The organism is Limimaricola sp. AA108-03, assembly GCF_050847355.1.
Classification (GTDB): Bacteria; Pseudomonadota; Alphaproteobacteria; order Rhodobacterales; family Rhodobacteraceae; genus Limimaricola.
Map to the genome: position 1 here is coordinate 1,839,069 of NZ_CP193755.1, position 13,809 is coordinate 1,852,877.

Consider the following 13,809-nt stretch of genomic DNA (forward strand, 5'->3'; position numbering starts at 1 on the left):
CCATTGATCTTGATGAGGCTGCGTGATTCAGGCTCCCCGAGGAGCATGATCAATGAGCAATCTTTTCTGGCTGACGACCGAGCAGATGGCCCGGTTGCAGCCCTTCTTTCCAAAAAGCCACGGCAAGCCACGCGTCGATGACCGCCGGGTCCTGAGCGGCATCATCTTCGTCAATCGCAACGGCCTGCGGTGGTGCGACGCTCCGAAGGAGTATGGTCCAGCCAAGACCCTCTACAACCTCTGGAAGCGGTGGAGTGACAAGGGCGTCTTTGCCCGGATGATGGAAGGCTTGGCCGCCGAAAGCCCGGAGAGAAAGACGGTCATGATCGACGCGACCTACCTCAAGGCAGATCGTGTCCCACGACGTGGTGTAGCTCTTGGCTGGCCTGACTGGTGTCGGCGGGCCGAGCTGATCAGTCCGTCTGCGCGGCAGGCAGGCTGACGATGGGATCGTCGCAGACTGGCGCGAGCGTTTCCAGCGTCATGTAGCGGGAGCGCTGCACGGCCCATTCCTCGGTCTGCTCCATCAGGATCGCTCCCACCAGGCGACGGATGGCGGCCTCATTGGGGAAGATGCCGACGACATCGGTGCGCCGTTTGATTTCCCCGTTCAATCGCTCAATCGGATTCGTGGAGTGCAACTTTGCCCGGTGCTGCTGAGGAAAGGTCATGTAGGCAAGGACATCCTCTTCGGCCCCGTCCATGAGGGTGGCGAGCTTCGGCAGCTTGCCCCGCATCTGGTCGGCCACGAGGCGCCATTGCGTTCTGGCCGCGCTGTGGTCGGGCTGGGCAAAGGCCGTGGCGATGAAGGCCGAGACCACGCGCCGGCTGCTCTTGCCGGCATGGGCCAAGGCGTTTCGCTGGAAATGTACACGGCACCGTTGCCAGGTCGTGGACAGCACACGAGCCGTAGCGGCCTTGATGCCTTCGTGGGCATCGCTGACCACCAGCTTCACGCCGGACATCCCTCGGCGCACGAGATCGCGCAGAAAATCGGTCCAGAACGTCTCCGCCTCGGAGGGCCCGATGGCCATGCCAAGCACCTCGCGACGGCCATCGGTGTTCACACCCACGGCGATGGTGACGGCGACGGACACGATGCGGCCGCCTTGGCGGACTTTCAGGTAGGTGGCGTCGATCCAGAGATAGGGCCACTCGCCCTCGATCGGTCGAGTCAGGAAAGCATCGACCCGCTCGTCGATCTCCTCGCACAGCCGACTGACCTGGCTCTTCGAGATGCCGGTGCCGCCCATGGCCTGCACGAGATCGTCCATGGCGCGCGTCGAGACGCCATGCACATAGGCTTCCTGAATGACCGCCGTCAGCGCCTTCTCCACGGCTCGCCGGGGCTCGAGAAACGAGGGGAAGTAGCTTCCCGTCCGCAGCTTGGGAATGCGCAGCTCCACGTTCCCGGCCCGCGTCTGCCAGTCCCGGTCACGGTAGCCGTTGCGCTGCGCCCGACGCTCAGGGCTCTTCTCGCCATAGGCGGCGCCGGTCTGGCCGCCGACCTCGAGCTCCATCAGGCGCTCGGCGGCAAAGCCGATCATCTCGCGTAGAAGATCCGCATCACCGCTCTTCTCGACGAGCTCTCTCAGGTCCATCATGGGTTTGGTCATCGGGGGCATCCCTCGGTTCAGGTTGGCTTTCGCAACCCGACCCTACCGAGAAACCCGATGGCCGCCTCAGCTACACCACGCCCAGGGACATGACCATCCACGTGGACCGTTGAGGTGTGTCCGCGAGCGATCAACATGGCTGAGGTCGCCGCCCTTCCGTAGCCGGTGAGCTTCGTAGCCGGCAAGGTGGTGCGGGTAGAGACCCTCGAACCTGAGAACCACAGGGTAGTCAGTCAGACGGACTGAGACGTTCATGTGCAAGCTCCTGAGCATTAGAACTCAGGATTTCGGTCGATGAGGTGACCTTCAGAAGCAGACCCCGGAGCTATCGTACTTGAGAGACTTACGGTCTGGCCGAGAACTCATCTCAACCGCAAGAAGTACAACCTTAGCGCTTCACTTGACATCATCAGATCAACTGAGGTCCTCTGCCACCAAAGAGGATACGAGGATGCGATGTCGAGCTTTGATTTTAATAGCCTGAGTAGACCCGCTATTGGCCCTAAACCCATTGATCCAATTGAGGTGTTCCGAACAGCATCATCTTTAGAAAACACCCCTAACGATCTCTGGCGAGGGCAATCACAGGCACTCGAAAAATGGCACACCGTACGAGCCAAAAAGGATGTTCTGGTATCTCTACATACAGGAGCCGGGAAGTCTCTGGTTGGGATCATTATGGCCCAAAGCTTGGTAAATGAGGGCATCCAAAACGTCGTATATGCTTGTGCCACTAACGATCTCGTACAACAGACTGAAAACGAATGCCGGACGAAGCTCGGATTTGAGTGTACCACACGGATGGGAGGAAGCTTTTCGAATGAACTATTCGAAAACGGAACCGCATTCTGCATTACGAACTATCAAGCACTTTTCAACTCTCGGACGAAGTTTAGAGGTGACTTGCGGCCTGGCGCAATCATTTTTGATGACGCACATGTAGCGGAAAAGGTCATAAGAGATTGTTATACGATCTCCCTCCGCCGCAAGGAGAATGAGGATGGCTACAAAGAGTTCATCCATACAGTACTCCCGTTCTTCGAAAGCATAATGAGGCGAGAGTTTCTTATCGCCATAGCGAACGGAGCAAGCACATACTCCTGCACCGCAGTCCCGCCCAACGCGGTTGTTTCTATTGCCAGATCTGGCATACTGAACGACTGGCTGAGCAAGCACGGCCTTTCAGGGAGTTTTGCCTATGGGCACCTCGCAGATAAGTTGAGCACCTGCTCAATTTTTATCGCGAGAGACGGCATTGAAATCGCCCCAGCTTTCCTTCCATCCAAGCGAATGGATTTTCTTGCCTCAAACGAAGTGAGGAGGATATACCTCTCAGCGACTCTTTCCAGTGAGGTCGACTTTTGCCGAGCCTTTGGCAAGCGCCCTTCAGAGAGAATAGTACCGGAGAACGACGCCGGTGTTGGGGAAAGGCTGATTATTCTTCGCCGACGAGATCAACTCACACTAAACGGGAAAGACAATCCAGAGTTCACCGCACTTGCCCAAGAGATAGCAAGTCATCACAAAGTTCTTATTGCATCATCGTCCTACCCCTCTGCGAAGAAATACGAAGCACTCGCGAAACCGCCCGCTGCGAAGGACTTTTCCGCCGCTCTTGACAATTTTCGATCGAGTTCTTCGCCAGGCGCATTCTCTCTTGTGGCCAGAGTCGATGGCATTGATCTCCCGCATGGAACCTGTCGAGTATCCATAGTAGATGGCCTGCCGACAGGATTCAGTCTTTGTGAACGATTCCAGTTCGACAGCCTGGAAATGCGCAATTCATTCGCGGCACGGATTGCGAACAGAATTGTACAGCTATTTGGACGGACCAATCGTGGCCGAAACGATTACAGCGTAATACTGTCGTTCGACGACAGGCTGATAAGCTGGCTCAAAAAGAACAGAAACCTGGCGCTCCTTCCTTCATTGCTTCAGAGTCAGATCGAGTTAGGCAGGGTTCTGGTGGATCAGTTCAAAATCAAAGACGCCGCCAGCCTACCTAATCTGGCAGACCAAGTTCTTAAACGAGACGCAGGATGGCTTAGCTTCTACAAGGATACCATTGGCGCCTCCAAGCTTAGCGATGAAGATAGACAGCAAGCTCGCGACACCGATGAAGCTCTGTTGAAAGGCTCGTTGGCCGAGGCTGAGTTTGCTGCTCTGATGTGGGATGGCCGACCAGAACTGGCACGAGAGGCGTTAGGGGAGGCCATTCATTCCGTCGCATCTGCCGACCGACGACTTGCAGGCTGGTATAGTATGCATATCGGCCATTCCTTCGAGTTGGAGGGAGATTCAGAGACTGCCAAGAAGCACTACTCAGATGCGAGATCGAGAACATTCTTCGATATTGCTCTCCCTCAGCCTTCCACCCAAAAATCCATAATGAAAGATATCACGCCCAGAAACGCGTTTCATGAACAGCTAATTCAACTCTTTGCAAGCGACAAGGCAGTAGCTCGAAACCCATGGGATAAGTACAACTCGCAGATCAAGGAAATATTAAGCGACACAGCATCCAGCAACAAACACGAAGAAGCTGTGCGCCTACTTGGGGAGATACTCGGCTTCACTGCCACAAGACCAGAGCAAGAATCTGATGAGAACTCGACGCTTGATGTTCTCTGGCTAAGCAAGGACAAAAAATCTGCGTTCTTGTGGTCCCTCAAGAGTAGGAAATACTCCAACTCTACTCTTAATGGAGAAGAGATTGGCACTGGCCACTTACACCTCGAATGGTTTCGAGCGGCACACCCCGGCGTCAGACACGAACTATTTTTTCTCGCCCCAGACGCTGAATGTGTATCAACAGCCTACCCATCGGATGATATGAAGGTCGTTCTTCTCGACTCGATGAGGGAATTTTACAGATCTTTCGATCAAGCAATGATAAATCTGTTCAGGCTTCCGCCTGCCGAGCGGATTATTGAATGTGAAGCGATGAGTATGAGGGGCGAGTGGCAGGAGGAGGGGCTTCGCGAAGCCTTAGCTCCGGTAGCTATCTCGCGTCGGGCTGCTATTTAGAGTTTCGCTCTTTAGAGATGGTGGGACAGTTCATACCAATCTGTACACCGCTTAGGCACGTACTCACTAATCAGCTGGCACTCCAGCCCTGCGGGCCTGCGTTCCAGCTGTCGTTCGCCGGGGGCTGACGCCCCCGGACCCCGGCGCCGCTGACGCGCCGCTCGGGAGGCGCTCCGCCCTCCCGAACCCGCCTGGGGCCTTCAGCCGGACCAGAGGACGCTCCACCCCTCTGGACACCCAAGGCAGGGTCATCGTTCGCCACTCCCCCTGCACCCCCTGGCGTCTCCCGACGGGCTCGGGTCATCGTTCCGCACTCCCCCAAGACCCCCTGCTCCCGGAGGATGCCGCTCCGCGCTCGCCTCCAAACCTCCCCCACTCCCGGGAAGAGCGTTCCGCACCTCTTCCCGAACCCATCTTCGCTCGCCTTCCCGGCGGGGTCGAAAGGGGCGTCCCCTCTCGACGCTCTCCCCACCGGCGCAGGCAGGATGATCGGGCGAGGAAGCAGGGCCGATCCCGTTCCGTCGTGCGCGCGTTTCGTGACGCGCACGACGGAAGGGCCCGGCCGATTGGAAGGGAAGGAAATCGGGCGCGTCGGACATCCATCATCCAAGGACACCGACAATGCTCGACAGCATCCAGACTAATCTCACCATGACCCCCGCCTGGCAGGATCACATCACCGCCGGCGACATCGTCTCGTTCCGCTTTCCTTTGGCTGAGGAGGGATACACCGGGCGCCCGAAGGCCCGGCCTTGTCTCGTCCTCGATATCGAGGAGCATGGCGGACTGCGATACGCGCTACTTGCCTATGGCACTACCTCTCGTCGCCAGTCGAATATCGGCTACGAGGTGCACGCCCGGAGGCGAGCAGAGTATGTCCCCGCCGGGCTGAACGAGCCCACCCGCTTCGTCGGCGCACGGCGGCTGCTCGTACCACTGACGAACAGCGGCTTCTGCATCTGTCAGACCACCGGTTCGGCCGTTCTCGGACGCCTCGATGGGAGGCCGCTTGCGGCGATGAACGCCGTGCGCGGCCGGATCCATGCGGAACGAGACATCGCTGCCGATCGCCGGTCGGGGCATCGCTCCAGCTCCCGAACCGCCCGAGGCCGGGCCCCCTATAGCGCCCAGCCACGACCACACCGGACAGCCCCAGCGGGAAAGGAGGTGCAGCGGTGAACGCGCGTTCGGCCAAGAACCTAATGGAGCAACAGGTCGATCTCGTCCGCCCCGTCCTCGAGTTGCGGACAGGCATGAGCCAGCACCTGATACAGCAGGTCTTGCCGCACCTCGATCCAGCAGGGCAGGAGGTGGTCAGGGAGGTCATCGAGTATCTCGATGAAGAGACCGACATAGAGGAGAATCTCCCGTACTTCCTCGATGTCGCACTCGGGGAGATCCGCAGAACGCTCGCGCCGAAGGCCTATGATGGTGGGTTCGCGGGCTCAGGTGGCTGCCGGCCCGGCGACGGCGATAGCTTCGTGTCGTACCGTCAGCTCACTCCGGAGGAGGAAGTGTTGCGGGAGGCCATGCAGCCCATCGGGGTACTGATGGGCGCTGCCCGAAGGGCGCTCTACCATGCAGAGGCGGTACGACAGAGCATCCGCCTGCTCGGTATGGAGTGAATACACGGCGCCCGCAGGGGCGCCGTTCCTTGAGGGACCGAAAGGCCCCCGGCGCCGAGACTGGATCCCCCGGCGTTCAGCGCGTCGGCGATGAGCCCCGCTCCTTCGCTGCTACGAGGATGCCGGCGCGCTACAATCCGGCTAAGCGACATGGCCATACATATTAGATAATCACACCAAACTAAGCCGCCGAACTACTTATCAGCCCAATACGAACAAATATGGCTAAGAAATGACATAGTGAATGCTACCGTGTTGCAGTGAGGCCACTGCAAATCGATATTACCGTGGAAACCACGCTGTTTTAAGTTCTATTTTGGTTGCGGAGACAGCCAATATCCGCCAATCGAAAGCTTCTTCATCCAGAAATCAAGAGAAAAATGCTCGAACTACTTAGTGACCCCAAAATGGCCATGGCGCTGACCGCCGCAGTAACCTCACCGGTGGCAATCACCCTTGGAAACTTTCTTGCTCGAAGGTCTGCGAAAGAGAAGTTAGCAATAGATGAAAACACCCATCAGATAAACTTACTTAAGACCGAAACGGAGAGCTATTTTCAAGAGTACAAACTAAATCAGGAAGTCCTATTTAGGTCATCTGATCTTTTCTTGCGCGAGGTCCGCACCCTAACCGAAGATGCATCGACACTTCTCACGGTCCTCGATTTGGCAAAAACTGACCGCCCCCCGACACCCGACCAAGTTTACGATGCGATATGTGCGGCAAGAAGAATAATATTATCCTGCCCCGCAAAGGGTGATTTCTATGAAAAATTGGTCATAAAGATTGAACGGAGCATTAGCGTTCTACTGGGGAATGGAAGCGAAGAAGATTTGAAGGAGATATCATCTCTCCGTGAAGACATATGGATACTAAGAAACAAGACAAAAATGGGCATCCTCGCTGACTTAGGCAGCAAGACGGCCGACAGGTAAATGCCTCGAATATATTCTTAAACGAGTTTTCCGAGAGATCCTACTTCTTTAACCTCGAAAAGCTTGGAAGCATCTCATCGCAACGCCTCCGCATTGGAAAGTTGGGGTTGCCGAAGATATGCTTCCAGTAGAGACGCGTCCGCAGGTGAACCCTGCGGACGCTGATGGCCATTCCCTCGCACCGGACCTCGGGTCGGCGTCCGCCGTGTCGGTTGCATACTGCCCGAACAGGAAAGGACTCCTCCGATGCCGCTCGACAAGCTGATCGACCTTCTCGCAGAAGCCGCTGCCCGCAAACTCTCGCAGGAGCGGGAGAAGCAGGAAACGACGCCTGACGCGATACGCACAACCTACAAGATACTTCGCCACTGGACATACCATTTCCGCATTCTTTCCAGATATATCCACTGACCGGGCCGGTCATGTCCCTGGGCGTGGTGTAGCTGAGGCGGCCATCGGGTTTCTCGGTAGGGTCGGGTTGCGAAAGCCAACCTGAACCGAGGGATGCCCCCGATGACCAAACCCATGATGGACCTGAGAGAGCTCGTCGAGAAGAGCGGTGATGCGGATCTTCTACGCGAGATGATCGGCTTTGCCGCCGAGCGCCTGATGGAGCTCGAGGTCGGCGGCCAGACCGGCGCCGCCTATGGCGAGAAGAGCCCTGAGCGTCGGGCGCAGCGCAACGGCTACCGTGACCGGGACTGGCAGACGCGGGCCGGGAACGTGGAGCTGCGCATTCCCAAGCTGCGGACGGGAAGCTACTTCCCCTCGTTTCTCGAGCCCCGGCGAGCCGTGGAGAAGGCGCTGACGGCGGTCATTCAGGAAGCCTATGTGCATGGCGTCTCGACGCGCGCCATGGACGATCTCGTGCAGGCCATGGGCGGCACCGGCATCTCGAAGAGCCAGGTCAGTCGGCTGTGCGAGGAGATCGACGAGCGGGTCGATGCTTTCCTGACTCGACCGATCGAGGGCGAGTGGCCCTATCTCTGGATCGACGCCACCTACCTGAAAGTCCGCCAAGGCGGCCGCATCGTGTCCGTCGCCGTCACCATCGCCGTGGGTGTGAACACCGATGGCCGTCGCGAGGTGCTTGGCATGGCCATCGGGCCCTCCGAGGCGGAGACGTTCTGGACCGATTTTCTGCGCGATCTCGTGCGCCGAGGGATGTCCGGCGTGAAGCTGGTGGTCAGCGATGCCCACGAAGGCATCAAGGCCGCTACGGCTCGTGTGCTGTCCACGACCTGGCAACGGTGCCGTGTACATTTCCAGCGAAACGCCTTGGCCCATGCCGGCAAGAGCAGCCGGCGCGTGGTCTCGGCCTTCATCGCCACGGCCTTTGCCCAGCCCGACCACAGCGCGGCCAGAACGCAATGGCGCCTCGTGGCCGACCAGATGCGGGGCAAGCTGCCGAAGCTCGCCACCCTCATGGACGGGGCCGAAGAGGATGTCCTTGCCTACATGACCTTTCCTCAGCAGCACCGGGCAAAGTTGCACTCCACGAATCCGATTGAGCGATTGAACGGGGAAATCAAACGGCGCACCGATGTCGTCGGCATCTTCCCCAATGAGGCCGCCATCCGTCGCCTGGTGGGAGCGATCCTGATGGAGCAGACCGAGGAATGGGCCGTGCAGCGCTCCCGCTACATGACGCTGGAAACGCTCGCGCCAGTCTGCGACGATCCCATCGTCAGCCTGCCTGCCGCGCAGACGGACTGATCAGCTCGGCCCGCCGACACCAGTCAGGCCAGCCAAGAGCTACACCACGTCGTGGGACACGATCACCGGGCCATCACGGTCACAGCCCATAGGAAGACGCAAATGCCTGCTCAGCCCGTTGCCGCTCTCTACCTGCGCTCCGCTTCTACGAACGATGCAGCAATCGAAGAGCAGCGTAGTCTCTGCACGGCCCTTGCCGAGAGCCAAGGCTGGCGTATCGGTGAAACGGTCGTGGACAACGGCGTGGGCGGAATGCTCGAGCGCCCTGGTCTTACGGCTCTTCGGACCTGCATCGCCGAAGGACGAGCCCAGATCGCGCTCGCTACGGAGCCGGTCCGCATCGCTCGCGATCCGCAGGTGATCGAGAACCTCGTCGATTTCTGCGCAGCGCACGGTGCGGAGCTCATGTTCGCGAATGGCGCGCCCGTCGGCTCCGTCATGACCTTCGAACGAAGCCTCGATGCCATGCGCCTGTGGGCTCGAGACATGAGAAACGAGGTGAACGCATGACGGACGCGAAGCGCCCACTGCGTGTCGCCCTCTACGCACGCTATTCGACCGACATGCAGAACCCCCTGTCGGTCGAGGACCAGTTTCGCATCGCTGAGAGATACGCGCAGCAGCAGGGCTGGGCGGTCGTCGAGCGCTTTTCCGACGACGCGGTCAGCGGCGCCGTGAGCCGGGACCGGCCGGGTTTCCAGCGGCTGTCCGCGGATCTCGCCCGCGGAAAGTTCGATGTGGTGCTCGCCGAGTCCGTCGACCGGATATCGCGAGATCCCGAGCACATGGCGGGCTTCTACAAGAACGCGCTTTTCAACCGCGTCGAGCTTCATATCACCGGACGCGGCAAGATGGACGCGATGACGCTCAACATCTTGTCCATGTTCGCGGCTGTGTTCCTTGAGGAGCTCGCCCAGAAGACCCGCCGCGGGCTAGAGGGGCGCGCCCAGAAAGGCTTGAGCGCCGGCGGCAAGGTCTACGGCTACAAGCAATGCATGGATGAGCGCGGCGTTCCCGTGAAGGGCGCGCGCGAGGTCGACGAGGTCGAGGCCGCGGTCGTGCGCGGAATCTTCCGCGACTACGCCGCAGGGCAATCGCCGATCGCGATTGCCAATCGCCTGAACGACGAAGGCATCCCCTCCCCCTCCGCCGAGACCGGTCGCAGATCGTCGGGACGCTGGAAGCAGAACACGATCAATGGCAACCGCGAGCGAGGCACCGGCATCCTCAACAACGAGCTCTACATCGGTCGGCAGGTCTGGAACCGCCTGACCTATATGAAGCACCCGCAGACAGAACGCCGGGTCTCGCAGCTGAACCCCGAGAGCAAATGGGTCATCAGCGAAGTGCCCGAGCTGCGGATCATCGATCAGGAGCTGTGGGACGAGGTCAAGGCGCGGCAGGACGCACAGCGCAAGCGCGTGGGAAAGGCCGAGGCGAAGGACCGCAACAAGCTCTCGATCGGGCAGAGCCTGCGCCGGCGGAAGTACCTCCTGTCGGGTCTCCTGCATTGCGGCCTGTGTGGCGGCAAGCTGACGGTCGCCGGGAGTAGCAAGTACAGGACCTACTACTGCGCCAACGCCAAGCAGATGGGCCCCAGCGTCTGCGAGGGCTTCAGGGGACTGCGGGAGAGCGTCGCCCTGCCCCTCGTCCTGTCGGGGCTGCGCACCGAGCTGATGAAGCCCGCGGCCTATGACCGGTTCCGGGAGCGGTTCCAAGTGAGGCTGGCGGGCAGCCAAGAGGCCGCCATCGACCGGCTCCGGGTTCATGACGCACGGCAGCGGGAACTGGAGGCGAGGCAAAGCAACCTCGTCCGCGTCATCGAATCCAAGGCCGAAGTTCCGGATGTCCTGCTCGCTCGCCTGACCGCTATTTCGGCTGAGCTCCAGCAGATGCAGGGCAAGCGGGCCGACCTCATCGTGCCCGAGGTCGAGCTGCCCGAGGACCTGCCGGAGCTCTACCGGGCCATGGTCGCCGACCTAGCGGCGGCGCTGTCGGACGAGTCCGTCGCCGGGCGCGCCGCGGATGAGCTGCACGAGCTCGTTGACCGCGTGGTGGTGCATTGGGACGAGGACGCCCGGGGGCACTGGCTGTCGATCGAGGGCAGCCTGCTGGAGATGCTACGCAAATCGGCGCCGAGCAAGCTCGACGCCGTGCGTGGCGATATTTTCGCTGAAGTTGGTTGCGGGAGCCCGCTTCCACCGAAATCTTATTCAGATGCAGAAGTGGGGATGCTCTCAGTTACCCATGTCTCAAATGCTTGCACATTTCTATTTGCTCGTAAATGCCGCCCGCAGAGCCACGGGACTTCGACAAAGGGCGGAAAGCGGCCGTTCGCTGCTCAAGGCGTAAACGACCGCTTCGCAATGGCCAATCAGCCTGGTGTGGTTCTGAACTGGGTGAGCGGCGTTGCGATTATTCGCCCACGCACGCGACACGCTTCAGTTCGGCCAGGATCTGGTTCGTGGGGTATGGCTTGGGATAGACCGAGCAGCCTTCGGGCAGCGCCGTCGTGTCGATGTTGATCACGCCGGAGGCGATCACGATGAACACCTGGGGCCAGTGATCGCGGACATGTGCCGCCAGCCCCAGCCCATTCATCGCCCCCGGCATGTCGACGTCCGTGAAAAGGATGCCGATCTCCTCGTGGCGCTCCATCAGCGCCACGGCCTCGTCGGCCGATCCGGCATCGAACACGCGGAAGCCGGCCTCCTCCATCATGTCGATGGCTTCCATGCGGATCAGCGGTTCGTCCTCAACGACCAGCACCGCGGGGCATACCCGGGTCTCAGCCCTCATGATCAATCTCTCGAGCAGACAAAAAATATCCGTCGACTACGCTCACGACGTCAGCCCCTCAAGCGGGGCCGTCATCTGAAAGCGTAAGCCACCGGGGTCATAGGCGAGGTCCGCGGCTCCTCGGAAGTATCCCGCAAGCGCCTTCTCAATCATCTTGGAGCCGAAACCTCGGCTGGACGGTTCTCGCACCTCGGGCCCGCCTTCCTCGACCCAGATGAAGTGAAAGACCTCATCCTCGCCACCGACCGACCATCCGATCCGGACCTTGCCCTCCTCGCCGGACAGGGCGCCGTATTTCGCGGCGTTGGTCGCAAGCTCGTGCAGCGCCATCGTTAGAGCCAGCGCCTGCTTGGAACCGATCAGCAGATTCGGCCCCTCGACGATGAAACGGTTCACCTCCGCGCGGTGCGGCGCAATCGCCGTGTCCACGATGTCCCCAATACGGGCTTCGAGCCACGACGAGTGGATCAGCCGGTCATGCGCCTGCGACATCGAGCCGATGCGCGACTGGATCGCGGCGCGGGCATCGTCGAGATTGCTGGCGTGCCGAAGGGTCTGGGACACGACCGAGTGGACCATGGCGAGGGTGTTTTTCACGCGGTGGTTCATCTCCGCGAGCATCAACTGGCGCTGCTCCTCGGCGATCTTGATCTCGTGGATGTCGGTGCAGGTGCCATACCAACGGAGGATCGTGCCGTCCGCGCTCCGCACGGGCAAGGCGCGCCCCAAAACCCAGTGGTAGCGACCCGAGCAGTGCCTCAGCCGATACTCGATCTCGTAGGGCTCACCGGTGTTCAGGCTGTGCCGCCAGATCTTCCACGCCCGCTCCTGATCGTCGGGGTGGAACATGCCGTTCCAGGCCTCGCCGTCGGTCGAGCCCTCGGGCACGCCGGTGAACTCATACCAGCGCTTGTTGTAGTAGTCATGAAAGCCGTCGGGGGTGGTGGACCAGATCATCTGGTCGACCGAATTCGCGATGGCCTGAAACTGCGCTTCGCTCTCGGTCACCTGTCGGTCACGATTCTGGAGCTCCTCCATCCGCACTCGAGCCTCGTGCTGGCGCCCGCGGGCCTTCAGCGCGAAGCGCACCGAGCGGAGAAGCTCCTCGGCCCGGAGAAGGCGGGGAAGTAGCACTGCGTTGCCGAGATCGTCGGTTCGCTCGCTGGCAGCCTCACTACGGTCGCCGGTCGTGCCGTCCGCCAGAACGATGAACGGCACGTCGGACCACAGCGGCTGTGCGGCAAGCGCCTGCTTCAGTCGGTCGAAGCCGACACCCCAGAGCGCTTCCTCAGTGATCAGAACAGCGCCAATCCGGTTATCCACAAGGTCGGCCAAGTGGTCGAGGGAGGAGGCTTCGATCGAGGCGATGCTGTCCTGCTGCGGACCACGGAGGGCTCTCGCTGTGGCATCACCGGGCGGCATGAGGATAGCCACAGAAGTCAGGACATCACCGCCGGGCAGGCCCCCTTTAGCGGCAGACGGCGCGGAAAGGACGTTCATGGGAAAGGGCCACCTTGCAAGGTCTGGAGGACTGCGAACTGCATGTCTCGCCAGTGGTAAATCGGCGCGGCGAGCATGACCACCAGTTCACTGCCAGACGGGGCACTTGGGACCGGTCCGGCACCGGGCATGCCGATCAGGCTGCTTGCGTATCTGTCATCTTGCAGTTTGCCACCATCTGGTCGACCTGCTCCTTCAGGGTCGCCAGTTCCGTCGTCATCGTGTGGACGGCTCGAGGATCGAGGTCGGTGAAAGCCAGGCACCCGGACAATTCCTGAACCTGCGCCACAAGCATGCGCAGTTCCTGCATCGCGGGGTCGATCGCAAACAGCCCCCGGAGGCGAAGGCTGAGCACGGCGCAGGTCTGGTTGAGGGCCTGCGCCTGTGCCTCGCGCATGTTGAAGCCGTTCATCAAATCGTCCTGTCAGTCGGTAGTGGCAGGTCAGCCCATCGGGATCATACGATTCTGGTCCCGGTCCGGTTCCATGACACGGTGACAAAGAGAGCGAAGGTGTGCAGCCGAGCCTCGAGAGCAATATTGGATAGGCCGGAAGAGGGGACGTTCGCTGCCACAGCCACCAAGGTCCGGTA

At 60.2% G+C, this 13,809-nt stretch carries 12 protein-coding genes and 1 pseudogene; 9 read left to right on the forward strand and 4 right to left on the reverse strand.

What is annotated here, in order from left to right:
• Nucleotides 1-52: 52 nt before the first annotated feature.
• Nucleotides 53-355, forward strand: a pseudogene (locus tag ACRAQ3_RS09005) (transposase); the annotation flags it as partial.
• 58 nt (nt 356-413) lie between these two features.
• On the opposite strand, the gene ACRAQ3_RS09010 reads toward ACRAQ3_RS09005, so the two are convergent.
• Nucleotides 414-1,616, reverse strand: a complete 1,203-nt coding sequence (locus ACRAQ3_RS09010) for an IS256 family transposase (RefSeq protein WP_432254231.1) — start codon at nt 1,614-1,616, stop codon at nt 414-416.
• A gap of 456 nt (nt 1,617-2,072) precedes the next feature.
• On the opposite strand from ACRAQ3_RS09010, the gene ACRAQ3_RS09015 reads away from it, so the two are divergent.
• The 8 genes from ACRAQ3_RS09015 to ACRAQ3_RS09050 all read left to right on the forward strand — a co-directional run bounded on the left by ACRAQ3_RS09015 (nt 2,073) and on the right by ACRAQ3_RS09050 (nt 11,444).
• Nucleotides 2,073-4,643, forward strand: coding sequence for a DEAD/DEAH box helicase (locus ACRAQ3_RS09015; RefSeq protein WP_432254385.1), 2,571 nt, complete (start codon nt 2,073-2,075; stop codon nt 4,641-4,643).
• Between the two features lie 621 nt (nt 4,644-5,264).
• The gene (locus tag ACRAQ3_RS09020) at nt 5,265-5,822 is read left to right on the forward strand and encodes a hypothetical protein (RefSeq protein ID WP_432254386.1); all 558 of its coding nucleotides are present in this window, start codon (nt 5,265-5,267) and stop codon (nt 5,820-5,822) included.
• Nucleotides 5,819-6,268 (forward strand): hypothetical protein, encoded by a 450-nt coding sequence (locus ACRAQ3_RS09025; RefSeq protein WP_432254387.1) that lies wholly within the window; start codon nt 5,819-5,821, stop codon nt 6,266-6,268. The genes ACRAQ3_RS09020 and ACRAQ3_RS09025 overlap by 4 nt, the downstream gene beginning before the upstream one ends.
• Before the next feature lie 407 nt (nt 6,269-6,675).
• Nucleotides 6,676-7,203, forward strand: a complete 528-nt coding sequence (locus ACRAQ3_RS09030; RefSeq protein WP_432254388.1) for a hypothetical protein — start codon at nt 6,676-6,678, stop codon at nt 7,201-7,203.
• Between the two features lie 246 nt (nt 7,204-7,449).
• A complete protein-coding gene (locus ACRAQ3_RS09035; RefSeq protein WP_432254389.1) occupies nt 7,450-7,614 on the forward strand; it encodes a hypothetical protein in 165 nt (54 codons plus the stop codon).
• Nucleotides 7,615-7,716: 102 nt separating this feature from the next.
• The gene (locus ACRAQ3_RS09040) at nt 7,717-8,919 is read left to right on the forward strand and encodes an IS256 family transposase (RefSeq protein ID WP_432254231.1); all 1,203 of its coding nucleotides are present in this window, start codon (nt 7,717-7,719) and stop codon (nt 8,917-8,919) included.
• A 102-nt stretch (nt 8,920-9,021) separates the two neighbouring features.
• On the forward strand, nt 9,022-9,429 hold the full coding sequence (locus tag ACRAQ3_RS09045) for a recombinase family protein (RefSeq protein WP_432254390.1): 408 nt from the start codon (nt 9,022-9,024) through the stop codon (nt 9,427-9,429).
• Entirely contained in the window at nt 9,426-11,444 is a 2,019-nt protein-coding gene (locus ACRAQ3_RS09050; RefSeq protein ID WP_432254391.1) for a recombinase family protein, read from the forward strand. The genes ACRAQ3_RS09045 and ACRAQ3_RS09050 overlap by 4 nt, the downstream gene beginning before the upstream one ends.
• On the opposite strand, the gene ACRAQ3_RS09055 is transcribed toward ACRAQ3_RS09050, so the two are convergent.
• The 3 genes from ACRAQ3_RS09055 to ACRAQ3_RS09065 form a co-directional block, all read right to left on the reverse strand.
• Nucleotides 11,335-11,718 (reverse strand): response regulator, encoded by a 384-nt coding sequence (locus tag ACRAQ3_RS09055; protein ID WP_432254392.1) that lies wholly within the window; start codon nt 11,716-11,718, stop codon nt 11,335-11,337. The genes ACRAQ3_RS09050 and ACRAQ3_RS09055 overlap by 110 nt on opposite strands.
• A gap of 42 nt (nt 11,719-11,760) precedes the next feature.
• On the reverse strand, nt 11,761-13,218 hold the full coding sequence (locus tag ACRAQ3_RS09060; RefSeq protein ID WP_432254393.1) for a sensor histidine kinase: 1,458 nt from the start codon (nt 13,216-13,218) through the stop codon (nt 11,761-11,763).
• Between the two features lie 136 nt (nt 13,219-13,354).
• Nucleotides 13,355-13,630 carry a hypothetical protein gene (locus ACRAQ3_RS09065; RefSeq protein ID WP_432254394.1) on the reverse strand — a complete coding sequence of 92 codons (276 nt, stop codon included), beginning with the start codon at nt 13,628-13,630 and terminating at the stop codon, nt 13,355-13,357.
• Nucleotides 13,631-13,809: the final 179 nt, after the last annotated feature.